20 protein-coding genes are annotated in these 21,396 nt (G+C 73.8%); 7 read left to right on the forward strand and 13 right to left on the reverse strand.

What is annotated here, in order from left to right:
- Window positions 1–173: 173 nt before the first annotated feature.
- Window positions 174–1,874, reverse strand: a complete 1,701-nt coding sequence (locus ACFWV2_RS01000) for a VWA domain-containing protein (RefSeq protein WP_384399709.1) — start codon at window positions 1,872–1,874, stop codon at window positions 174–176.
- A gap of 259 nt (window positions 1,875–2,133) precedes the next feature.
- Here ACFWV2_RS01000 and ACFWV2_RS01005 point away from each other — a divergent pair, with 259 nt between their 5' ends.
- On the forward strand, window positions 2,134–4,194 hold the full coding sequence (locus ACFWV2_RS01005; protein ID WP_384399712.1) for a PhoX family protein: 2,061 nt from the start codon (window positions 2,134–2,136) through the stop codon (window positions 4,192–4,194).
- Window positions 4,195–4,239: 45 nt separating this feature from the next.
- Here the strand turns inward: ACFWV2_RS01005 and ACFWV2_RS01010 are convergent, their stop codons facing one another.
- The 8 genes from ACFWV2_RS01010 to ACFWV2_RS01045 all read right to left on the reverse strand — a co-directional run bounded on the left by ACFWV2_RS01010 (window position 4,240) and on the right by ACFWV2_RS01045 (window position 12,019).
- Window positions 4,240–5,229 (reverse strand): hypothetical protein, encoded by a 990-nt coding sequence (locus ACFWV2_RS01010; protein WP_384399716.1) that lies wholly within the window; start codon window positions 5,227–5,229, stop codon window positions 4,240–4,242.
- A 62-nt stretch (window positions 5,230–5,291) separates the two neighbouring features.
- The gene (locus tag ACFWV2_RS01015) at window positions 5,292–6,767 is read right to left on the reverse strand and encodes an APC family permease (protein ID WP_384399719.1); all 1,476 of its coding nucleotides are present in this window, start codon (window positions 6,765–6,767) and stop codon (window positions 5,292–5,294) included.
- Between the two features lie 197 nt (window positions 6,768–6,964).
- Window positions 6,965–8,920 carry an FUSC family protein gene (locus ACFWV2_RS01020; RefSeq protein ID WP_384399722.1) on the reverse strand — a complete coding sequence of 652 codons (1,956 nt, stop codon included), beginning with the start codon at window positions 8,918–8,920 and terminating at the stop codon, window positions 6,965–6,967.
- Window positions 8,921–8,961: 41 nt separating this feature from the next.
- A complete protein-coding gene (locus ACFWV2_RS01025; protein WP_360788484.1) occupies window positions 8,962–9,198 on the reverse strand; it encodes a DUF2630 family protein in 237 nt (78 codons plus the stop codon).
- 18 nt (window positions 9,199–9,216) lie between these two features.
- Window positions 9,217–10,242 carry an endonuclease/exonuclease/phosphatase family protein gene (locus tag ACFWV2_RS01030; RefSeq protein WP_384399726.1) on the reverse strand — a complete coding sequence of 342 codons (1,026 nt, stop codon included), beginning with the start codon at window positions 10,240–10,242 and terminating at the stop codon, window positions 9,217–9,219.
- 5 nt (window positions 10,243–10,247) lie between these two features.
- Window positions 10,248–10,679 (reverse strand): hypothetical protein, encoded by a 432-nt coding sequence (locus tag ACFWV2_RS01035; protein WP_384399729.1) that lies wholly within the window; start codon window positions 10,677–10,679, stop codon window positions 10,248–10,250.
- Window positions 10,680–10,692: 13 nt separating this feature from the next.
- Window positions 10,693–11,124 (reverse strand): hypothetical protein, encoded by a 432-nt coding sequence (locus ACFWV2_RS01040; protein ID WP_384399732.1) that lies wholly within the window; start codon window positions 11,122–11,124, stop codon window positions 10,693–10,695.
- Between the two features lie 37 nt (window positions 11,125–11,161).
- Window positions 11,162–12,019 carry an alpha/beta fold hydrolase gene (locus tag ACFWV2_RS01045; RefSeq protein ID WP_384399735.1) on the reverse strand — a complete coding sequence of 286 codons (858 nt, stop codon included), beginning with the start codon at window positions 12,017–12,019 and terminating at the stop codon, window positions 11,162–11,164.
- 75 nt (window positions 12,020–12,094) lie between these two features.
- Between ACFWV2_RS01045 and ACFWV2_RS01050 the strand changes: the two genes are divergently transcribed.
- Window positions 12,095–13,510, forward strand: coding sequence for a PLP-dependent aminotransferase family protein (locus tag ACFWV2_RS01050; RefSeq protein WP_384399739.1), 1,416 nt, complete (start codon window positions 12,095–12,097; stop codon window positions 13,508–13,510).
- Between the two features lie 190 nt (window positions 13,511–13,700).
- Window positions 13,701–14,105, forward strand: a complete 405-nt coding sequence (locus tag ACFWV2_RS01055) for a hypothetical protein (protein ID WP_384399742.1) — start codon at window positions 13,701–13,703, stop codon at window positions 14,103–14,105.
- On the opposite strand, the gene ACFWV2_RS01060 is transcribed toward ACFWV2_RS01055, so the two are convergent.
- Window positions 14,063–14,635, reverse strand: a complete 573-nt coding sequence (locus ACFWV2_RS01060) for a hypothetical protein (protein WP_384399745.1) — start codon at window positions 14,633–14,635, stop codon at window positions 14,063–14,065. The genes ACFWV2_RS01055 and ACFWV2_RS01060 overlap by 43 nt on opposite strands.
- A gap of 436 nt (window positions 14,636–15,071) precedes the next feature.
- On the opposite strand from ACFWV2_RS01060, the gene ACFWV2_RS01065 reads away from it, so the two are divergent.
- Together ACFWV2_RS01065 and ACFWV2_RS01070 are read left to right on the forward strand one after the other, a co-directional pair.
- Window positions 15,072–16,091 carry an ATP-binding cassette domain-containing protein gene (locus ACFWV2_RS01065; RefSeq protein WP_384399748.1) on the forward strand — a complete coding sequence of 340 codons (1,020 nt, stop codon included), beginning with the start codon at window positions 15,072–15,074 and terminating at the stop codon, window positions 16,089–16,091.
- A complete protein-coding gene (locus ACFWV2_RS01070; RefSeq protein ID WP_384399751.1) occupies window positions 16,088–16,954 on the forward strand; it encodes an ABC transporter permease in 867 nt (288 codons plus the stop codon). Before ACFWV2_RS01065 ends, ACFWV2_RS01070 begins: the two co-directional genes overlap by 4 nt.
- Window positions 16,955–16,994: 40 nt before the next feature.
- On the opposite strand, the gene ACFWV2_RS01075 is transcribed toward ACFWV2_RS01070, so the two are convergent.
- From ACFWV2_RS01075 to ACFWV2_RS01085, 3 genes are all read right to left on the reverse strand, one after another.
- Window positions 16,995–17,366 (reverse strand): VOC family protein, encoded by a 372-nt coding sequence (locus ACFWV2_RS01075; protein WP_384399754.1) that lies wholly within the window; start codon window positions 17,364–17,366, stop codon window positions 16,995–16,997.
- A gap of 76 nt (window positions 17,367–17,442) precedes the next feature.
- Window positions 17,443–18,066 (reverse strand): FMN reductase, encoded by a 624-nt coding sequence (locus ACFWV2_RS01080; RefSeq protein ID WP_384399757.1) that lies wholly within the window; start codon window positions 18,064–18,066, stop codon window positions 17,443–17,445.
- 4 nt (window positions 18,067–18,070) lie between these two features.
- Entirely contained in the window at window positions 18,071–19,147 is a 1,077-nt protein-coding gene (locus ACFWV2_RS01085) for an LLM class flavin-dependent oxidoreductase (protein WP_384399760.1), read from the reverse strand.
- Window positions 19,148–19,305: 158 nt separating this feature from the next.
- Here ACFWV2_RS01085 and cbiE point away from each other — a divergent pair, with 158 nt between their 5' ends.
- Both cbiE and cobM read left to right on the forward strand, forming a co-directional pair.
- Window positions 19,306–20,532, forward strand: coding sequence for a precorrin-6y C5,15-methyltransferase (decarboxylating) subunit CbiE (gene cbiE, locus ACFWV2_RS01090; RefSeq protein ID WP_384399764.1), 1,227 nt, complete (start codon window positions 19,306–19,308; stop codon window positions 20,530–20,532).
- Window positions 20,529–21,278 carry a precorrin-4 C(11)-methyltransferase gene (gene cobM, locus ACFWV2_RS01095; protein ID WP_384399767.1) on the forward strand — a complete coding sequence of 250 codons (750 nt, stop codon included), beginning with the start codon at window positions 20,529–20,531 and terminating at the stop codon, window positions 21,276–21,278. Before cbiE ends, cobM begins: the two co-directional genes overlap by 4 nt.
- Window positions 21,279–21,396: the final 118 nt, after the last annotated feature.

A 21,396-nucleotide genomic window follows, 5' to 3' on the forward strand; every position in this document is an offset into this window, starting at 1 on the left:
CGTGGGGGGGGGGGGGGGGGGGGGGGGGGGGGGGGGGGGGGGGGGGGGGGGGGGGGGGGGGGCGGGGGGGGGGGGGGGGGGGGGGGGGGGGGGGGGGGGGGGGCGGGGGGGGGGGGGGGGGGGGGGGGGGGGGGGGGGCCCCCCCGGCCCCCCCCCCCCACCACCGCACGCTCCTAGAGCTCCAGGCCGGCGAGCACTCCGCCGTAGAACGCGGCGTGCGAGGTCTCCACCGGGGTCGCGCCGGGGAAGTACGTGGCCGTACGGGGCGTGCCGTCCAGCTTCCTGAGGAAGTCGAACGCCTTGTTGTCCTCCTCGCCCCAGGCCACGAACCGCCAGTGCAGCGGGCGGCCTTCGGCCTCGGACAGGGCCTGCGTCGCGGCCGTCTTCGACTCCGGCGCGCCGTCGGTCTGGAACACGACCAGGGCGGGCCGGGACGGGTCCGCCTTCCCGTGGTGGGCCAGGACCTCCTCCACGGCGCGGTGGTAGTTGGTACGGCCCAGGCGGCCGAGAGTGCCGTTGATCTCCTCCACCCGGGTGGGGGTGAGGTCGCCGGGCGTCAGGTCGACGGTGCCGTCGATGTCCGTGGAGAAGAACACGGTCGTCACGGTGGCGTCCTCGTCCAGGTGCGCCGCGAGCGCGGTGACCTGCTCGGCGAGTCGCTGCACGGAACCGTCCTTGAAGTACCCGCGCATCGAACCGGACCGGTCCACCACGAGATACACGGCCGCCCGTGCCCCCACGAGCCCCTGCTTCTTGAGCTGCGCCCCGGCGGCCTTGTACGCGTCCGCGAGGTGCGGGGCGGCGGCCTTGACGGCGGGAAGTGCGAGAACGGACCCCTGCGGGGCGTCCGCGTCGGCGTCGGCCTGGGCCTCGGGCTCGACGGCGGTGTCGGCCTCCGGCTCGGGGGTGGTGTCGGCCTGGGCCTCGGGCTCGACGGCGCCGTCGGCCTCCGGCTCAGGGGCGACGTCCGCCTCGGAGGCCTCGGCCTCCGGCTCCACGGTCGCGTCGGCGTCCGCTTCGGCAGACGGCTCCGTCGTGTCGGCCGCCTCGGCGTCCGTGTCGGCGGCCTCCGTCGCGGTGGCCGACTCGTCGGTGACGGGCTCGGTCGGCTCGCCCGACTCGTCAGCCGCAACCTCTGCCGTCGCCGTCTTCGCCTCAGCCGGCTCGGCAGCGTCGGCCTCGGCCTCAGCCGTCGCCGTGTCGGCCTCAACCGGCTCCTCGGCCTTCGCCGTGTCCGGCGTCTCCGCAGCCGTCTCGGCCTCAGCCGTCGCCGTGTCGGCCTCAGCCGTCGCCGTGTCGGCCTCAACCGGTTCCTCGGCCTTCGCCGTGTCCGGCGTCTCCGCAGCCGTGTCGGCCTCTGCCGTCGCCGTGTCGGCCTCAACCGGCTCCTCGGCCTCCGCCGTGTCCTGCGTCTCCGCAGCCGGCTCGGCGGCGGCAACCGGCGCCTCGTCCGTCGCGGTCTCCGTCTCCGCCTCCGTCGACGCGGCCGCCGAATCCGATCCCTCCGGGGCCGCCGACGCGGTGGCCGAATCCGATCGCTCGGGCTCCGTCGACTCCGCGGTGGCCGAATCCGAACCCTCGGGCTCCGTCGGCTCCGGGGTGGTCTCGGCGGGGGCCGCCGTCTTCGCGGTGTCCGACTCCGTACCCGCGCCCGCCGCAGCCGCCTTCGTGCCCGCCGCGGGCGTCTTCGCTCGGGCCCTGGGGATCTGCGGGTTGTCGAAGGACGCCGCCACCAGGTCGTCCGCCGCTCGGCGGGCCGCGGCCTCCGGGGTGTCGGGGGTCGGGGTCTCACGCGACTGGGGCGGGACGGAGGTTGCCGGGGATTCCTCGCGGTCCCGACCGAATACCTTGCGCAGCATGCTCCGAATACCCATGGGCGAACCCTTTCGCATGAGTGGGGTGCAGTGGGAATGTCCGTACTGGGCGTTTCGGGACGTTCATCCCTGGCCAGGGCGGACACGTAAGGTTAGCGGCCACCCCCTCCCTCCTCCGCGACCCGGTCGCCTCCGGTTGTCGTGCATTCATTCCGTGTTCACTCCGTCGCCGCCCCCGTGCAGATCTACGCCCATAGCGTCGGCCGCCGAAGGACCCCCGACACCATGTCGGCGCAGTGCTGCGCCGGAGGAGGACGAAGTGCGCAAACTGCTGCCGCTGCTGAGCATGAACCCCCACGGAGGCGGCCGTTCCGCTCTCACCTGCCGCTTCCGCTGCGGTGACGCCTGCTTCCACGAGGTGCCCAACACCAGCGACAACGAGTACGTCGGTGACGTCATAGCCGGTGCGCTCTCGCGCCGTTCCGCCCTCCGCGCCGCCGCCGTCGTGACCGTCGCCTCGGCCGCGGGCGGCGCCGTTGTCCTCGGGAACGCCCCGGAAGCGGTCGCCCACCCGGAGAAGCCCGCCAAGCCCGGTAAGCCCGTACCCACCGACGGCGCCCGCGGCCTCCGCTTCGCCCCCGTCGCCCCCAACACCGCCGACCAGGTCACCGTCCCCGCCGGCTACGCGCAGAACGTCGTCATCCGCTGGGGCGAGCCGATCCTCCGCGGCGCCCCCGCCTTCGACTCCGAGAAGCAGTCGGCGAAGGCCCAGGCCGGCCAGTTCGGTTACAACAACGACTTCCTCTCCCTGCTGCCGCTGCGCGGGGAGCACCACCGTCAGGTCCTCGTCGCCAACCACGAGTACACCGACGAGGTGCTCATGTTCCGCGGCTACGACTCCGAGAACCCGACCCGCGAGCAGGTCGAGACCGCCTGGGCCGCGCACGGCCTGTCGGTCGTCGTCGTCCAGGAGGAGCACCGCACCGGCAAGCTCACCCCGGTCACCCGCCACCACCTCAACCGGCGGCTGCACACGACGAGCGAGTTCGAGCTGACCGGGCCCGCCGCCGGCAGCGACCTGCTGAAGACGTCCGCCGACCCCGAGGGCCGTACCGTCCTCGGCACCCTCAACAACTGCGCCGGCGGCACCACTCCGTGGGGCACGATCCTGTCCGGCGAGGAGAACTTCAACCAGTACTTCGCGTACGGATCGTCCCCGACCGACAAGCGGTACGGCGTCGGCACCGGTGCCACCGAGCGCAAGTGGGAGCGGTTCGACAAGCGCTTCGACCTGCGCCAGGAGCCCAACGAGGTGCACCGCCAGGGCTGGGTCGTCGAGCTCGACCCGTACGACCCCGACTCCACGCCCCGCAAGCGCACCGCCCTCGGCCGCTTCAAGCACGAGGCCGCGCAGCCCCGCCTCACCGCGGACGGCCGTCCGGTCGTCTACATGGGCGACGACGAGCGCTTCGACTACTTCTACAAGTTCGTCTCCGCCAAGCGGATGAAGAAGGGCGGCTCGCGAGCCGCCCGTGAGCACAACCTCACCCTGCTCGACGAGGGCACCCTCTACGTCGCCAGGCTGACCGGCGACTCCCCGGCCGCCGAGATCGACGGCACCGGCAAGCTCCCGAACGACGGCGAGTTCGACGGTTCCGGCGTGTGGATCCCGCTCGCCACCGGCGACGTCTCCCACGTCCCCGGCATGACCGCCGAGGAGGTGTACGTCTTCACCCGTCTCGCCGGGGACAAGGTCGGCGCGACGAAGATGGACCGCCCCGAGGACGTCGAGCCGTCCCCGCGCAGCGGCCGCGTCTACGTCGCCCTCACCAACAACACCAACCGCGGCAAGGGCACCAACCCGGGCGCCGACGAGGCCAACCCGCGCAACCTCAACAAGCACGGCCAGGTCCTCGAACTGGCCGAGCACTGGGACGACCCCGCCGCCGACGGCTTCGCCTGGCGTCTCTTCCTCGTCGCGGGCGACCCGAACGACCCGGCCACCTACTACGCCGGCTACCCCAAGGAGAAGGTCTCCCCGATCTCCTGCCCCGACAACCTCGCCTTCGACCCGCACGGCAACCTGTGGATCTCCACCGACGGCAACCAGCTGGGCTCCCACGACGGCCTGTTCGGCGTCGCCACCCGCGGCGAGCGGCGCGGTGAGCTCAAGCAGTTCCTGACCGTGCCGAAGGGCGCCGAGACCTGCGGCCCGATCATCCAGGACCGCCGCGTCCTGGTGGCCGTGCAGCACCCGGGCGAGATCGACGGCGCCTCCGTCGAGAAGCCCGCCTCCGCCTGGCCCGACGGACCCGGCAGGATCGTCCGTCCGTCGGTCGTCGCCGTCTGGCGTACGGACGGCCGCGACATCGGCGCCTGACCGGGGGAACCAGCCCGGGGGCGGAGAGGAGGCCTCACTCCGGCCTCACTCCACCCCCAGGCCCTCCCTGAAACGTACGAACTGCTCCTTCGGCTCCCCCGTGTACGCCCACGGCACCCACGCCGCCCGCGTGCCCAGCATCCCGAGCAGCTCCCGGGCGATGTCCACCTGGCCCGCGTAGCAGGCGGCGTGCGCCAGGAAGTTGAGGTCCCCGACCTCCTCAGGAGCCACCGGTGCCTCCGGGTCCCGGCCGCCGATCCAGCGGGCGTGGGTGCGCCGCAGTTCGGTGACCGCGAGCTCGTGCTTCCAGTGCTGGTCGAAGCCGCGCACCGGGCCCCGCCCCAGCGCCCCGTCCGCGATGTACCGGTACTCCTCGACCCGCGCCACCTGCACCAGGACGGGGAGCGGGGAGCCGGGCGGTGCCACGCCCGCCGCGTCGCGGGCGAAGTCGTACATGCTGCCGTGCGTCCCGTGCCACCGCGCCGACCAGTAGCGCAGCACCTGGATGTGCCCCTCCGTGTTGTACGGGTCACGGCGCCGCAACTCGTCGAACCAGTGCCGCAGTTCCCGGCGCGGCACCCCGCCCTCGTACAGTCGTGCCACCGAGAGCAGTGCCACCCACGGCATCGGGTCGGCGGGCGCCGCCTCCGCAGCGCCGCGGCAGGCGTCGACGGCGGCGTCGACGCGGCCCCGCTCCACGGCGGCGCCCCGGCCGGCCGCGATGGCCGCGTCGAAGACCCGTACCACCTCGGTCGCGGCCCGCAGCACGGCCGCGTCGGGGTTGCCCGGTTCGGCGGCCCGCCAGGTCTCCACGGTGGAGCTGCCGGCGGCGGCGTGCGAGAGGAGCCGCAGCCGGTGGGTGCGGCGCGCCCAGTGGTCGCCCGTGGCGGCGAGCAGGTCGCGTACGCCCTGCCAGCGGCCGATGACGATGTCGTGGCGCGCCTCGGTCAGCGCGCGGTCCCCGAAGTCCGGGTCGAAGTCGGGCGCGAAGCGCTCCGCACGCGCGGCGCGCGTGGAACGACGGCGTACGGCCATCGGGGGCCTCCTTCGGGTTCGGCTGCCGTCAGAAGTCGTGGGTGCTGAGAGGCGGTGGGTGTTCAGAAGTCCGTCGCGTAGCTCTTGTCCCTCGTGCCCGTACGCGCACGCGTGGCCGGGCCCCACTCCTCCGTCGCGGCCATCGCGCGGGCCGCGTCCAGGCGGGCCGGGCGGTAGTAGTCGCTGCCCTTCCGCCAGTAGACGAGCAGCGGGACCACACCGAGGAGCAGGCCGCCGAGGCCGATCGTGAGGGCGGTCGTGGAGAGTTCGCCGAGCGATTCGACGAAGGCCCACAGCATGAACGCGGAGCCGAGCAGCGGCCAGAGACCGCCGAGGACCAGGTTCCGTGCGGAGCGGAAGAGGACCGACTTGTAGGCGACGACCGCGGCGATGCCCGCGAGGCCGTAGTAGAAGGCGATCTGCAGGCCGATCGCGGAGACCGCGTCGCTGAGGATCTGCTGGACGGAGCCGGCGGCCGCGGCGGCGGCGAACATCAGCAGGGCGGCGCCTCCGACGGCGGCGACGGCGACCCAGGGGGTGTTCCAGCGGGGGTGCACGGTGCCGAGCGCGGCGGGCAGGGTCCGGTCGCGGCCCATCGCGAAGAGCGAGCGGGTGACCTGGAGGAGCGTGGTCTCCAGGGTGGCGACGGTCGACAGGACGACGGCCACGACGAGGAGTTTGCCGCCGACGCCCGGCCAGATCTCCTGGCCGAGGACGGCGAGGACGTTGGGGCCCGCGGTGCGGATCTCCTCGGCGCTCAGCAGGACGTTCACGGCGACGGTGAAGGCCTCGAAGAGGACGAAGACGAAACCGACGCCGACGAGCGCGGCGAGCCCTGCGGTGCGGCGGCTGTTCCGGGTCTCCTCGCTGAGGTTGCTGGTGACGTCCCAGCCCCAGTAGTAGAACGCGGCGATCAGGGCGCCCGCGGCGAAGCCCTGCGGGCCCTCGAACTGGCCGAGCCCGAACCAGGACCAGTCGAAGGCGGTCGCCCGCCCCCGGTGCGCGACCGCCGCCAGGACGAACCCGACCAGGATCAGCATCTCGACGCCCGACATGATCAGTTGGGCGCGGACGGTGAGCCGGGCGCCGCCCAGGACGACGAGGAGCATCATCAGGAACCAGCCTGCGCCGACGGCGGCGGCGAGCGGCGTGTGGTCCGCGAGGCCGGGGTCGATCAGGGAGAGCGTGAGGGAGCCCGCGGGCAGCGAACCGGCCACCATGAAGACGGTCGCGGCGAAGACCAGTGCCCAGCCGGAGAGGAAGCCGAGGAAGGGGTGCAGGGTGCGGCCCACCCAGGAGTAGCCCGCGCCGGCGTTGACGTCGATCCGGCCGAGGCGGGCGTACGCGAGGACGATGCCGAGCATCGGTATCGCGCAGTACAGCAGGGCCGCGGGACCGGCGAAGCCGACGGCGCCGAAGAGCACGGCGGTGGTCGCGGCCAGCGAGTAGGCGGGGGCGCTGCCGGCGACGGCCATCACGATCGTGTCGAAGGTGCCGAGGACATTGGGCTGGAGCCCTCTGTTGGTGGTGGTGCGCATGGCGGTGTCCTCGGGGCGCGGGGGGTGAGGCAGGTCGAAGTGGCCCGTCCGCCGGGCCGGTTGCCGACGGCGGCGGGCGCGGATCACGGTGAGATCGAGCGCATCGTAGTCGCCCGGGTGGCTTCCGGTAACGGCGGTGGGGAGGGTTCCGTTCGGTGACCGCCGGTAAGTCCCCCCGTGCGCCCCGGGGAAAGGGTTTACCGCAGGTCGGGACCGGCGATGGCGCGGGCCGCGCGGACCTCCTGGCGGAGCGGTTCCAGGACTCCGGTCTCGTCGCCGAGGAGCTCCGTGCGGACCTCCACCAGGGTGTCCGTGTCCCGCAGCGCGTCCGCGAGTTCGCGCAGTTCCCCCTCCACGGCCGTGACCTCGTCCCGGTCGGGGTCGGGGGCGCCGTGGTCGACGCGGAGCCGGGCGGCCGTCGTCGCGTCCACGATCCGCTCGACGGCGACGACCAGCGGCCACCAGGCCGCGGCACGGGCACCGGTGGGCGGGGGCTCGGTCAGGGCGCGCTGGAACTCGGAGCGGACGGTCGACAGGTCCCGGTACAGCTTCCGCCGGGCCCGCAGCCGCCCGCCCTGGCCGTCCGTGCCGTCGGCGAAGGCGAGGGCCACGTAGGCGGCGGTGTCGGCGACGGCGTCCGCGAGCCGGTCCCCGATCCGGGTGTGCCAGGACTCGGGCCAGAGGAGGTAGCCGGCGATCAGGGTGATCCCGCAGCCGATGAGCGAGTCGTACAGGCGGGGCATGACCAGGCCGAAGCCCTGCTGGTTGAGGGTGTCGGAGAGCAGCAGGATCACCGGGGTGATGGCCGCGGTCTGGAAGGCGTACCCCTTCGCGGAGAAGGCCGGGATGAGGGCCGCTAGGGCGCACATGACGGGGACGTCCCAGAAGCCGCGGGGCACCTCCGCGAGGACGAGGGCGGCGAGGAGGAGTCCGGCGGCGGTGCCGAGGGCCCGGAGCACGGCCCGGGAGAACACCGAGCCGAAGTCGGGCTTCAGGACGAAGGTGACGGTGAGCGCGACCCAGTACGAGCGGGGTACGGCGATCAGCGAGACGAGGGCCTGGGCGAGTCCGATGCAGAGCGCGAGGCGCAGCCCGTACCGCCAGGACGCCCCGGAGAGCAGCACGGAGCGGGTGGCGCGGCGGGCCCGGACCCGGAGCGCGGCGGGTTTCCCGAGCCGGTCGTCCACGTTGTGGACGTCGGGCTCCGCCTTGTGGACGACGGCGGCCGCGTGCCGCAGGGCGTGGTCGACGGCCTTCTCGGCGGGCCGCTCCGGGGTCGGCAGATCGAGTACGGGCGTCCCCGTGAGGCTCTCCTCGACGGCGTCGGCGAGTTCCCGTACGGTCGCCGGGATCGTGGGCGACAGCGGGCCGTACAACCGGGCGCGCAGATGTCCGGCGGGCGCCGCCTCGGCCAGCGGGATGACGACGTTCAGCTGGGCGAGCAGCCGCACCAGCGAGGGCGAGCGGCCGTGCTGACGGGCGCGGCGGGCCAGGATCAGGTCGTAGGCGTGGTTGAGGGACGCGGTGACGGCGTGCCGCTTGTCGTCGTACGCGGTCGTGCCGGTCGCCTCGTACAGCTCGGCGACGGCCCGGTAGGTCGCGGCGACGGCGGCGCGCTCGGGGGCGGCGCGGCGCAGCGGCCAGCCGAGGAGGGTGAGGACGAGGACGAAGAGCCCGCCGAGGGTGAGGAGGAGCGGCGCCGTCCACCAGGGGTCGGGCATGGGCAGGCCGGCGCCGACGACGGCGTTGAGGAGCAGGAGCAGCCCGGAGACGGAGGCGACCGCGCCGATCGAGGAGATCATCCCGGAGACGAGCGCGACGAGGGTGAGGGCGGCGACCGCGAGCCAGCCGTGCCCGAAGACGAGGGTGCCGAGGGTGACGCCGACGGCGCCGAAGAGCTGCGGCACGGCGATGTTGAAGACCCGCATCCGGTAGGCGTCGGCGGTGTCGCCGATGACGCCGGACAGCGCGCCCATCGACACGAGCGCCCCGTACGCCGGGTGCCCGGCGGCCAGCCCGACGGCGAGCGGCGCGGCGAGGGCGACGGCGGCGCGGAGGGCGGCGGCCCAGGGGATCGGCGCGGGGGCGGGCTTGAGGCCGGCGGTGAGCCAGGCGGGCGGGGAGAGCCGTACGGATCCTGCGGGTCGAGCCATGGCCCCAACGTACTGTCCCCGCGCGGCGGCCCGTGGGCGGGTCAGTTGCGGTAGGACTCCACTTCCGCGGCCGGGCGGAGGGCGGCCGTGTCCGGGTCCTCGCCGAACTCCTCCTTCGCGCGGCGCTGCCGCAGCAGGTCCCAGCACTGGTCGAGGCGTACCTCGACCTCGGCCAGGCGGGTGCGTTCCTCGGGGAGGAGACCGCCCGTGCGCTGCCGCAGGGCGCGTTCCTCCTCGACGAGGGCGCCGATGTCGTCCAGGATCTCCTCGTTGTCCATGTCTTCCAGCGTGGCCGATCAGCGCTCGCCGCGCAGGTCGAGGTCGGTGAGGACGGCCCGGTGGTCGGAGCCCGGGAGGTCGAGGAAGCGGACGCCCCGGACGCCGAAGTCCTCGCTGACCAGGACGTGGTCGATCTGGACGAACGGCGGCAGGGGCCCTTCCATGGGCCAGGTCGGCGTGCGGCTCTCCTCCGCGAGGCGGGCGGCGTCCTGGAGGTGCCCGGTCTCCAGGATCGAGCGGAAGGCCGCGTGGTCCTGGGAGGCGTTGAAGTCCCCGGCGACGAGGAGCGGGCCGGTGTGGTCGGCGGCGGCGTTCTCGATCCGGCGGAGTTCCGCCTTCCACAGCCGCACCTGGTCCGGCATCGGCGGCAGCGGGTGGGCGAGTTGCAGGCGTACGGGGACACCGGCGATCGTCGCCGTGGCGCCCGGCATGCCCATGACCGCGGGGATCACCCGGTGGTCGCGGAGCGGGTAGGCGCTCAGCAGGACGGAGCCGACGGAGCCCTCGGCGTCGACGGAGGCCCGGTGGGGCAGTTCGGTCGCGAGGGCGGCGGTGAGGGCGCGCCCGCAGGCCCGGTCGCATTCGGAGACGAAGACCAGCTGGGGCCGCTCGCGCCGGACCGTCTCGGTCAGGGCCCCGGTGGCCTGGCCGAACTCGACGTTGGCGGCGAGCACGCGGACCTGGGCCAGCGGCAGCCCGTGGGCGGTGACGAACTGCGGCGTGTGGGGCAGGGACGCCCAGCCGGTGGCCGTGAGGACGACGACGGCGGTGAAGGTGAGGGCGCGGTGCCGGGCGGCGGCGGCGAGGAGCACGGCGAGGGCGGCGGGCACGGCGAACCAGGGCAGCAGGGAGAGCAGCTGCGGTACGGGGGTGATCCCGTCCTTGTCGAGGACGCGGCAGCCGACGAGCAGGGCCGGTCCCACCAGGAGCAGCCCCGCGGCCCAGACGCCGAGGAGGTGCCTGGGCCGCGGGGGTGGCGGCGCGGGGGCCGCCATGGTCACGGGCGGGTGTTCTTCGGGCGCGACGGCAGGGGCTCGGTCCACGCCCCTCAGTGTCGCAGTGCCTGGCCGATCTCCGCCGTGGTCTCGCCCGACAGGGTCCGGTTGCTGCGTGCGGTGCCGGTCTTGGGCGCCCCGGGCGGGACGCCGTCGATGCTGAGGACGACCGTGTCGAGGAAGTTCCCCTCGCCGTCGCGGAAGGTGACCATGACCGTGTAGTCGGCGTCCTTCCCCTTCGGGTTGGTCGCGGTGATCTCGGCGATCGTGCGGTCGCCGTCGGTCCTCGTCGGTCCGGCGGTGACGTCGCCGGTGGCGTTCACCCCGTCCTTGACCTCGTTCATCCGGTCCTGGGCGGCGGATGCGGCGGCCGCGGTGGCGGAGGAGACGACCTCCCCCGCCTTGTCCGCGACGGTGTCGCAGCCGGTGAGGGCGAGTGCCGTGCTCGCGGCGAGGGCCAGGGCGGTGGCCGTGGGGTGTCTCATGACCGGCCGTTCCTCACATTCTCGCGTCGCGGCCGTAGTCGTCGTTGGTGGCCAGCGCCCAGATCACGAAGATCGAGACGGCCATGGAGAAGAGTGCCCACCACGGCTGGTACGGCAGGAAGAGGAAGTGGAGGAGCACGTTGAGGGAGGCGAGCGCGATGCCGGTGACCCGGCCCCATTCGGCGCCCTTGAGGATGCCGTAGCCGACGATGACGAGGACGACGCCGAGGATGAGGTGGATCCAGCCCCAGGTGGTCAGGTTGAACTTGAAGACGTAGTCGCCGACGCGGGCGTAGACGTCGTCCTTGGCGATGCCGGCGATGCCCTGGAGGATGTCCATGATGCCGGTGATCAGCATCAGGACACCGGCGAAGAGCGTGCCGCCGGCCGCCCAGGCGGCGGAGGAGGAGTGCTGCTTGCGGTGTGGTGCCGTGTTCTGGGTCATGGCCCCATCGTCGGAGCGTTCGCGCGTCGGCGAACCTTCAGTTGGGCCGTACGAGTGAGCGGAGGTAGTTCTCCAGTGCGGTGTCGAACTCCTCGGGCCGCTCCAGGTTGGGCAGGTGGGCCGCCCGTTCGACGACGGTGAGCGTGGCGTGGGGCAGGAGTGCGCGCATCTCCTCCGCGTCGGCGACCGGGGTGTACGTGTCGTCCCGGCCGACGACGACGAGCGCGGGCACGGACACGCTGGTGAGCGTCTCCCGGTAGTCGGGGCGCTCGGCCCGTCCGCGCAGGGCGGCGGCCGCGGCGACGGGGTCGGTGGCGCACATCATGCGGTGGACGTGGGGTGCCGCGTGGGTGTTGTACGGGGCGACCATCCGGTCCAGTACCTCGTCGGCGTATCCGCGCATGCCTTCCCGCAGGAGCCGGTCGGCCATGGCGTTCCGGGCGGCCCTGCCCTCGTCGGTCTCGGCGGCGGGGAAGGTGTCGGCGAGGACGAGACCCCGGACGCGTCCGGGATGGCGGCGGTAGAGCTCCATGGCGATCTGGCCGCCCATGGAGAGCCCGGCGAGGACGCAGTCGTCGACGTCCAGGTCGTCCAGGAGCGCGACGAGGTCCTCCGCGAAGACGCCGAGGGGGGTGGAGCGGCGGGCGGGGGCGTCGGGAAGGGCGGAGTGGGGGTAGGCGGAGTCCGGGCGGGTGGCTCCGGGGTGCGCGCCGAGGGGTGTGGCGCCGTAGCCGCGCAGGTCCGGGGCGATCACCCGGTGCGTCCGGGAGAAACGGTCGATCTGCGGCCGCCACATGGTGTGGTCGAAGGGGTGGCCGTGGACGAGGAGGAGCACGGGGCCGGTGCCCCGGTCCTCGTAGAAGGTCTCGGCGTGGGCTGTCGTGGAGACGGGCATGGCCGCAGGCTAGGCAGCCGCAACTGCTCGGTGCAATAAGATCTTTGCTCTCGGTGCAATGCGGGGAGGGTGGCCGTGGAGGAGTACCGCAGGATCGCGGACCGCGTCGAGGCCGCCGTACGCGACGGCCGGCTGCGCCCCGGCGACCGGCTGCCGCCGCAGCGGGTCTTCGCCCGGCGCCACGGCATCGCGAACTCGACGGCGATCCGCGTGTACGGGGAACTCGCGCGCCGGGGCCTGGTCGTCGGCGAGGTCGGACGCGGCACCTTCGTCCGGGCCGCACCCCCGCCGCCGGGACCCGCGCTCGCCGAGGCCACCGGGACCGCGCCCGTCGACCTCCAGCTCAACTACCCGGGCTTCGAAGGCCAGTCGGAACTGATGGCCCGCGCCCTCGCCGCCCTTGGCCGCCCCGACGTCCTGACCGAGGCCGTCTCCCGGCCCGCCGCCGCGACCGGCACCCCGGAGGCCCGCGAGGCGGCGGCCGCCGTCCTCGCCCGCCCCGGCTGGGCACCGGACCCCGCGAGCGTCCTCTTCGCCGGGAACGGGCGCCAGGCCATCGCCGCCGCGCTCAGCGCACTCGTCCCGCCCGGTGGCCGCCTGGGCGTCGAGGCACTCACGTACCCCCTGGTGAAGGCGGTGGCCGAGCGCCTCGGCATCCGGCTCGTACCACTCGCACTCGACGCCGAAGGGGTACGGCCCGGGGCGCTCGCGGCCGCCCACCGGGCGGCGCCGCTGACCGCCGTCTACCTCCAGCCGACCCTCCACAACCCGCTCTGCGCCACCGCCGGGGAGGGCCGCAGGGCCGAACTGGCCGAGCTGCTGCGGAGCCTGGACCTCACGGCCGTCGAGGACACCACCTGGGCCTTCCTCGTGCCGGACGCACCCGCCCCGCTCGCCGCGCACGCACCGGAGCGGGTCCTCCTCGTCGACAGCCTCTCCAAACGGCTCGCCCCCGGCCTGACCGTCGGCTACCTCGTGGTGCCCGGACGGCTGCGGGCGACGGTCGCGGAGGCCCTGCGGTCCGGCGCCTGGACGGTCGGCGGCCTCGCGCTCGCCGCCGCCACCCGCTGGGCCGGGGACGGCACGGTCGCCGAGGCGGTCGCGGCGAAACGGGCGGACGCGGAGGCCCGGCACGCCCTGGTCCGGCGGCGGCTCGCAGGACAGGCCCTGCGGACCTCCCCGTACGCCTACTACTGCTGGTGGGAACTGCCCGCGTCCTGGCGGGCGGAGACCTTCACGGCCGCCGCCGCCGCACGCGCGGGCGTGGCGGTCACCCCGGGCGGCGCCTTCGCCGCGGGGGCGGGCACGGCCCCGGACGCGATCCGGATCGGCCTCGCCTCCCCGCCGCACCCCGTCCTCGACGAGGCCCTCGCCCGCCTGGCCGCGCTCGCGGCGGACACAGGCTCCGTGCGTTCCGGTCTCCCCGCACGGTCCGGACCCTCCGCAGGTTCCGGACCCTCCGCACGTTCCGGACCCTTCGGAGCCTCCTGAGGGAACGTTCGGCCATGACCGCCCGGACCCTCGGCGGGGTCGCGGCACTCGCCCTGCCCGGGATGCCCTCCGGGAGCGACGCCGTCGCCGTACGGCCCGCCGCCTGATCCACTTGCGGGGCACCGGGCGCGGGTGTGCCCTGGAGGGTGCGGAAAGCAGCAGGGGGGCGAGACCCGAAGGAGCTCCCGCCATGGCCGCACACGCAGCGGTACGCCCCCGGCGCCGGTTCGACACGCGCGGCTGGGGCGCCCCGGTCACCATCGGCGTCCTGTACGGCCTCTACGCGTCGACCGTGGCGCGCCACGGCGGCCCCACCACCCTGGGGCAGCTGTGGCTCGGCCTCGTCTCGGCCGTCGTCCTCGCCGTCGGGATCCACACCCTCCACCGCCACGGCCGCGCCCTGCCCCGCGAGCTGCGGGCGGCCGCCTGGGGCGCTCTGACCGGCATCGCGGTCGGCTTCCTCTTCAGCCTGTCCGGCGCCAGCGTCCTGTCGTCGAGCGGCCTCGGACTCGCCGCCGCCGGGCTCAACGCGGTCGCCGCCTTCTACGTCTTCTACACCCACGAGGACGCCGAGGGGCGGCCCGCGCCGTACTGACCGCCCCGGCTCCCGCTCCGCCCCCCGGCGTGACGGCGACGCCGGTGGTAGGCGACCGCCACGGCGGCGAGCAGCACCGGCCAGGCGGCCAGGGGCGCGTAGCAGGCGATCAGCAGGGCGTCCTGGGCCCCGGTGGCGGGGACGGCGGGGCCGAGGTCCGCGTACGAGGCGTACGCGCCCCAGCCCGCGAGGGCGCACAGTCCCGCGACCCCGGCGAGGGCCGCGCCCGTCGCGGCGGCCGGGTTCACCCGGCGGCCGCCGAGGAACGGCGTCCACCGGGGGAAGACCTCGCCCCAGGAGCGCACGAGCCCCAGGGTGAGGAGGGCGAGCAGCTCGGACACGACGCTGAGGGCCACGACGTACACGGACTCGCCCGCGCTCATCGCGCCCAGCTCGGCGTCCTGGGTGACGGGGAGGCCCGCGACGAGCGCGAGGCGCCACAGGCCCGACGGGAGGGTGACCAGGGGGACGGCGTGAGCGGCGAGGACGGCCCAGCGGGGCACGCCGGGAAGGGCCTTGATGCGTGTCATGCGCCCAGCGTCCCGCCGGGACCCGGCCCGGGACGTCGCCCCGGCGGCCGGTCCGTCTCCGCCGCCCGGGGGAGCCCGGGTCCACCCCCACGGCGAGGCCACCGCCGTAGGACGGGGCCCACCGCCACGGCGACCCACCGCCGTAGGCCGGGGTCCACCGCCACGGCGAGCCACCGCCGTAGGCCGGGGTCCAGCCCGCCGTATGCCCGGCTCTCCCCTCCTGCGGCCCACGCACCGACACGGCGTCACCGCCGTCGCCCGGCCCCACCGACAGGGCGACGCCCCCGCCCCGCGGCCGGCTCTCCGGCTCGGGCGATCCGCGCGGGCCGAGGCGTGGTGCTGCCCCCGCCCCCCGCCCCGTTCTCCGCTCTGGCGATCCGTGCGCGGGTGACGGAGACTGGCAGGCAGGTACTCCCCGATCCCGGAGGGGAACGGTATGACCGACCTCGCCATCGAGACCGAGGGCCTGGTCAAGGTCTTCGGCACGAACCGCGCCGTCGACGGCGTCGACCTGCGCGTGCCCGCCGGGACCGTCTACGGCGTCCTCGGGCCCAACGGCGCCGGCAAGACCACCGCCGTCAAGGTGCTCGCGACGCTCCTCCGCCCCGACGGCGGCCGGGCCCGTGTCTTCGGGAAGGACGTCGTCGAGGACGCCGACACCGTGCGCGGCCGGGTGAGCCTCACCGGCCAGTACGCCTCCGTCGACGAGGACCTGACCGGCACCGAGAACCTGGTCCTGCTGGGCCGGCTGCTCGGCCACACGCGGGTCGCCGCCCGCGAGCGCTCCGCGCAGCTGCTCGCCGCGTTCGGGCTCGCCGACGCCGCCGACCGGCAGATCAAGAACTACTCGGGTGGCATGCGGCGCCGCATCGACATCGCCGCGTCCATCCTCAACACCCCCGACCTGCTCTTCCTCGACGAGCCGACGACGGGCCTCGACCCGCGCAGCCGCAACCAGGTCTGGGACATCGTCCGCGCCGTGGTCGCCCAGGGCACCACCGTCCTGCTGACCACCCAGTACCTGGACGAGGCGGACCAGCTGGCCTCCCGTATCGCCGTCATCGACCACGGCAAGGTGATCGCGGAGGGCACCAAGGGCGAACTGAAGGCCTCCGTCGGTTCGGGCTCCGTGCACGTACGCCTCCGGGACCCCGAGCAGCGCCCCGAGGCCGAGAGGGTCCTCCAGGGCGCGCTGAAGACGGCCGTCACGCTCGAACCGGACCCGGTCGCGCTCACCGCCACCGTCAACGGCCACGGCACGGACCTCGGCGCCGCCGAACAGGCCGCGCGGGCCCTGGCGGAGCTGACGCGGGCCGGGATCACCGTCGACAACTTCGCGCTCGGCCAGCCCAGCCTCGACGAGGTGTTCCTGGCCCTGACGGACCGGCCGGCGGAGAGGCTCACGGACGGCCCGGACGAGGGAACCCGCACCGACCGGAAGGGACCGACGGCATGACCACCGTCACCACCGGCAAGGACACGCAGCCGACCGACGCGCTCGACTTCGTCGCCCCGAAGGCGGACGAACTCGCGGCGCTGCTCGTCGGGCAGTCCCGGCCGCCGCGCCCCAGCGCGCTGTCCGCTTCGCTGACCTTCGGCTGGCGGGCCATGCTGAAGATCAAGCACGTGCCGGAGCAGCTGTTCGACGTGACGGCGTTCCCGATCATGATGGTGCTGATGTACACGTACCTCTTCGGGGGCGCGCTGGCCGGCTCGGTCTCGGAGTACATCCAGTTCCTGCTGCCGGGCATCCTCGTGATGAGCGTCGTGATGATCACGATGTACACGGGGATCTCGGTCAACACGGACATCGAGAAGGGTGTCTTCGACCGCTTCCGCACCCTGCCGATCTGGCGGCCCGCGCCGATGGTCGGCTATCTCCTCGGCGACGTGGTGCGCTATCTGATCGCCTCGGCCGTGATGCTGACGGTCGGCATGATCATCGGCTACCGGCCGGACGGCGGGGTCGTCGGCGTGCTGCTCGGGGTGGCGCTGCTGCTGGTGTTCTCCTTCGCGTTCTCGTGGATCTGGACCATGTTCGGGCTGATGCTGCGCAGCGAGAAGTCCGTCATGGGCGTCAGCATGATGGTGATCTTCCCGCTGACGTTCCTGTCCAACGTCTTCGTCGACCCGAGGACCATGCCGGGCTGGCTCCAGGCCTTCGTCAACAACAGCCCGGTGACCCATCTGGCGACGGCCGTGCGCGAGTTGATGGCCGGGAACTGGCCCGCGGCGGACATCGCCTGGTCGCTGGGGTGGTCGGCGGTGCTCGTCATCGTCTTCGGCGCGGTGACGATGAGGCTCTACAACCGCAAGTAGGCTCCGCCCGCACGCCGTCGTCGACCGCGTGGGCTCCCGCTCACCGGTCTCGTGGGGTGGTCTGCTGGACCGCCCACCGGTTGCCGTCCGGGTCGGCGAAGTAGACGAACGACCCCCACGGCTGGTCGTCGATGCCGCTGACCTCGATCCCCCGGGCGGTGAGGTCGCGGTGGGCCTCCTCGACGTCCGTGACGACGACCTGCATGTTGTCGAGGGAGCCCGGGGCCATCTCGGTGATGCCCTTGCCGAAGGCGATCGAGCAGGCCGAGCCGGGCGGGGTCATCTGCACGAAGCGGATGGTGTCGCTGACCGGGATGTCGTGGTCGGTGTGGAACCCCACCCGCTCGTAGAAGGCCTTGGCCCGGTCGATGTCGCTGACGGGCACGCCGATGAGCTCCAGCTTGATGTCCATGGGGGCATTCTGCGCCCGGTGGCGGCCGGGCGCATGGTGTCCGGTGGGGAAGGGGGCCTTCCGCCGTGCGTTCCGGTCAGTCGAGGCGCAGGTCGGCCAGTTGGCGTTCGAAGGGGACGATCTCGTCCTCGTCGTCCCGTCGGCCCGGCCGGGCCGCGACCATGTCCGCGAACTCGCGTCCTGCCCGGTTGACGCGGGACGGCAGCCCGTCCGTGTAGTCGTCCCCGCCCGAGCCCCAGTCCTCCGAGGCCGCGTAGACGGCGGTCGGCGCGACGAGGGCCCGAAGGTAGGCGAAGAGCGGTCGCAGGGCGTGGTCCAGGACCAGGGAGTGGCGGGCGGTGCCGCCGGTCGCCCCGATGAGGACCGGGGTCCCGGTGAGCGCGGCCGGGTCGATCAGGTCGAAGAACGACTTGAACAGTCCGCTGTACGAGGCCGTGAACACCGGGGTCACGGCGATGACCCCGTCGGCGCCGGTCACCGCGTCGATCGCCTCCTGGAGCCGCCCGGAGGGGAAGCCGGTCACGAGGTTCTTCGCGATGTCGACGGCCAGGTCGCGCAGTTCGACGACCTGGACGTCGACCGCGTACTCCTGCTCGGCGAGCCGGTACCGGGCGGCCTGGAGGAGCCGGTCGGTGAGCAGCCGGGTGGAGGAGGGGGAGCTGAGTCCGGCGGAGACGGCGACCAGCTTCAGCGTCTGCATGGTGTCAGACCTCCTGGGAGAGTACGGCGGGGTGGAGCGGGGCGGTGGTGGGGACGCCGGCGGGGCGCAGGCTCTCGAACTCCTTGCGCAGCACGGGGACGACCTCCTCGCCGAGGATGTCGAGCTGCTCCAGGACCGTCTTGAGGGGCAGTCCCGCGTGGTCGACGAGGAACAGCTGGCGCTGGTAGTCGCCCACGTAGTCGCGGAAGGACAGGGTGCGTTCGATGACCTCCTGCGGCGAGCCGACGGTCAGCGGGGTCTCCCGGGAGAACTCCTCCAGGGTCGGGCCGTGGCCGTAGACGGGCGCGTTGTCGAAGTACGGGCGGAAGTCCCGTACCGCGTCCTGCGAGTTCTTGCGCATGAACACCTGGCCGCCGAGGCCGACGATCGCCTGCTCGGGGGTGCCGTGGCCGTAGTGCGCGTACCGCTGGCGGTAGAGGCGGACCATCTTCTCGGTGTGCTGCTTGGGCCAGAAGATGTGGTTCGCGAAGAAGCCGTCACCGTAGTAGGCGGCCTGCTCGGCGATCTCGGGGGAGCGGATGGAGCCGTGCCACACGAAGGGCGGGACGCCGTCGAGCGGGCGCGGGGTGGAGGTGAAGCCCTGGAGGGCGCTGCGGAACGTGCCCTCCCAGTCGACGACGTCCTCCCTCCACAGCCTGTGGAGGAGCGCGTAGTGCTCGATGGCGAGCGGGATGCCCTGGCGGATGTCCTGTCCGAACCACGGGTAGACCGGGCCGGTGTTGCCGCGGCCCATCATCAGGTCCACGCGGCCGTCGGCGAGGTGCTGGAGGGTCGCGTAGTCCTCGGCGATCTTCACCGGGTCGTTGGTGGTGATGAGGGTCGTGGAGGTGGACAGGATCAGGTGCTCGGTGCGGGCCGCGATGTGCCCGAGGAGGGTGGTGGGGGAGGACGGTACGAACGGCGGGTTGTGGTGCTCGCCGGTCGCGAAGACGTCGAGCCCGACCTCCTCGGCCTTGAGCGCGATGGCGACGGTGTTCTTGATCCGCTCGTGCTCGGTGGGGGTGCGGCCGGTGGTGGGGTCGGTCGTCACGTCGCCGACGGTGAAGATCCCGAACTGCATCGTGCTCACCTCTCGCGGTGTTTCGCGCCTCGCGGCGTTGGTTGAACCTTAAACCCTCTTGGTTGAAGGTTAAACTACCACGTCCAACGGCGCGCCCCCCTCCTCTATTCCGATCCTCTCCTCCGAGCGGTCCGGAGGCCTCCCGTAGAGTCCCCGACGTGAACGGTGCGATAGCGGTCGTCGGAATCGGCGCGGACGGCTGGGACGGGCTCCCCGCGGCCTCCCGCCGCGCCCTCGGCACCGCCGAGGTCCTCATCGGCGCCCCCCGCCAGCTCGACCTGCTCCCCCGCGACGCCTGCCCCGGCGAACGGATCACCTGGCCGTCCCCGCTCCGCCCCGCCGTCCCCGGACTGCTCGCAACCCACCAGGACCGCGCCGTCGCCGTCCTCGCCAGCGGCGACCCGTCCTTCTACGGCATCGGCCGCACCCTCGCCGAGGCCGTCGGCGCCGACCGCCTCCGGATCCACCCGCACCCGTCCTCCGTCTCGTACGCCTGCGCCCGGCTCGGCTGGCCCCTGGAGGACACCGAGACCCTCTCCCTCGTCGCCCGGCCCCTCGCCGCGCTCTCGGCCGCCCTCCACCCCGGCCGCCGGCTCCTCGTCCTCGGCGAAGGACCCGCGACTCCCGCGCAGGTCGCGGCGCGCCTCCGGGACACCGGCTGGGGCGGCACCCGGATCCGGGTCCTGGAACAGCTCGGCGGCGACCGCGAGCGGATCCTCGACGCGACCGCCGCCGACTGGCCCCACGAGCGGACCGACGCCCTCCACGTCCTCGCCCTCGACTGCGTACGCGACCCCGGCACCCTCCGGCTCGGCGCCGTCCCCGGCCTGCCGGACGAGGCGTACGAGCACGACGGGCAGCTCACCAAGCGGTACGTCCGCGCCGCCACCCTCGCCGCCCTCGCCCCCGCCCCCGGCGAACTCCTCTGGGACATCGGCGGCGGCTCCGGCTCCATCGGCGTCGAATGGATGCGAGCCCACCGCTCCTGCCGGGCGATCACCGTCGAGAAGTCCCCGCAGCGGGCGGAACGCATCGGACGCAACGCCGACGCCCTCGGCGTCCCCGGCCTGCGCGTGATCACCGGCCCGGCCCCCGAGGCGCTCTCCGGACTCGCCTCCCCCGACGCGATCTTCATCGGCGGCGGCCTCACCGCCCCCGGCCTCCTCGACGCCTGCTGGGACGCGCTCCCCGCCGGCGGCCGGCTCGTCGCCAACACCGTGACGCTCGAGTCCGAGGCGCTGCTCGCCGACCGCTACCGCCGCCACGGCGGCGAACTGGTCCGGCTCGCCGTCGCCTCCGCCGTCCCCGTCGGCGGCTTCACCGGCTGGCGCCAGGCGATGCCGGTCACGCAGTGGTCCGTCACCAAACCAGGAGAACGAGCATGACCGTCTACTTCATCGGCGCGGGCCCCGGCGCGGCCGACCTCATCACCCTGCGCGGCGCGCGGACGCTCGCGTCCTGCGGGGTCTGCCTGTACGCCGGTTCGCTCGTCCCCACCGAACTGCTCGCCGAGTGCGGGCCCGACACGCGCCTCGTCGACACGGCCGACCTCGACCTCGACCGGATCGTCGCCGAGATCGCCGCCGCGCACGACGCGGGCCAGGACGTGGCCCGCCTCCACTCCGGCGACCCGTCCGTCTTCAGCGCGATGGCCGAGCAGATGCGGCGGCTCGACGCGCTCGGCATCCCGTACGAGGTCGTGCCGGGCGTCCCCGCGTTCGCGGCGGCTGCGGCCGCGCTGAAGCGGGAACTGACCGTCCCCACGGTCGGCCAGACGGTCATCCTCACCCGTGTCGCACAGCAGGCCACACCCATGCCCGAGGGCGAGGACCTCGCCACCCTCGGCCGCAGCGGCGCCCTGCTCGTCCTCCACCTGGCCGCCCGCTACGTCGACCGGGTCGTCGCCGAACTCCTCCCCCACTACGGCGCCGACTGCCCGGCCGCGGTCGTGGCCATGGCCAGCCGCCCCGACGAACTCGTCCTGCGGGGCACCCTCGACGACATCGCCGGCCGGCTGAAGGCGGCCGGCATCACGAAGACGGCCGTCATCCTCGTCGGCCGCACCCTCGCGGCCTCGGAATTCCGCGACAGCCACCTGTACGACCCGTCCCGCGACCGCCACGCCTGCTGATCGCGACGGGGCGCGCGGGGGCGTGGGGCGTGCGGGGCATGCGGGGGCATGCGGCGGGGCCCCGGGAAGTCCGATCCCGGGGCCCCGCCGCACATCACCGGGTCTTCGCCGTCAGGCG

It is taken from the genome of Streptomyces sp. NPDC058671 (assembly GCF_042716475.1).
Classification (GTDB): Bacteria; Actinomycetota; Actinomycetes; order Streptomycetales; family Streptomycetaceae; genus Streptomyces.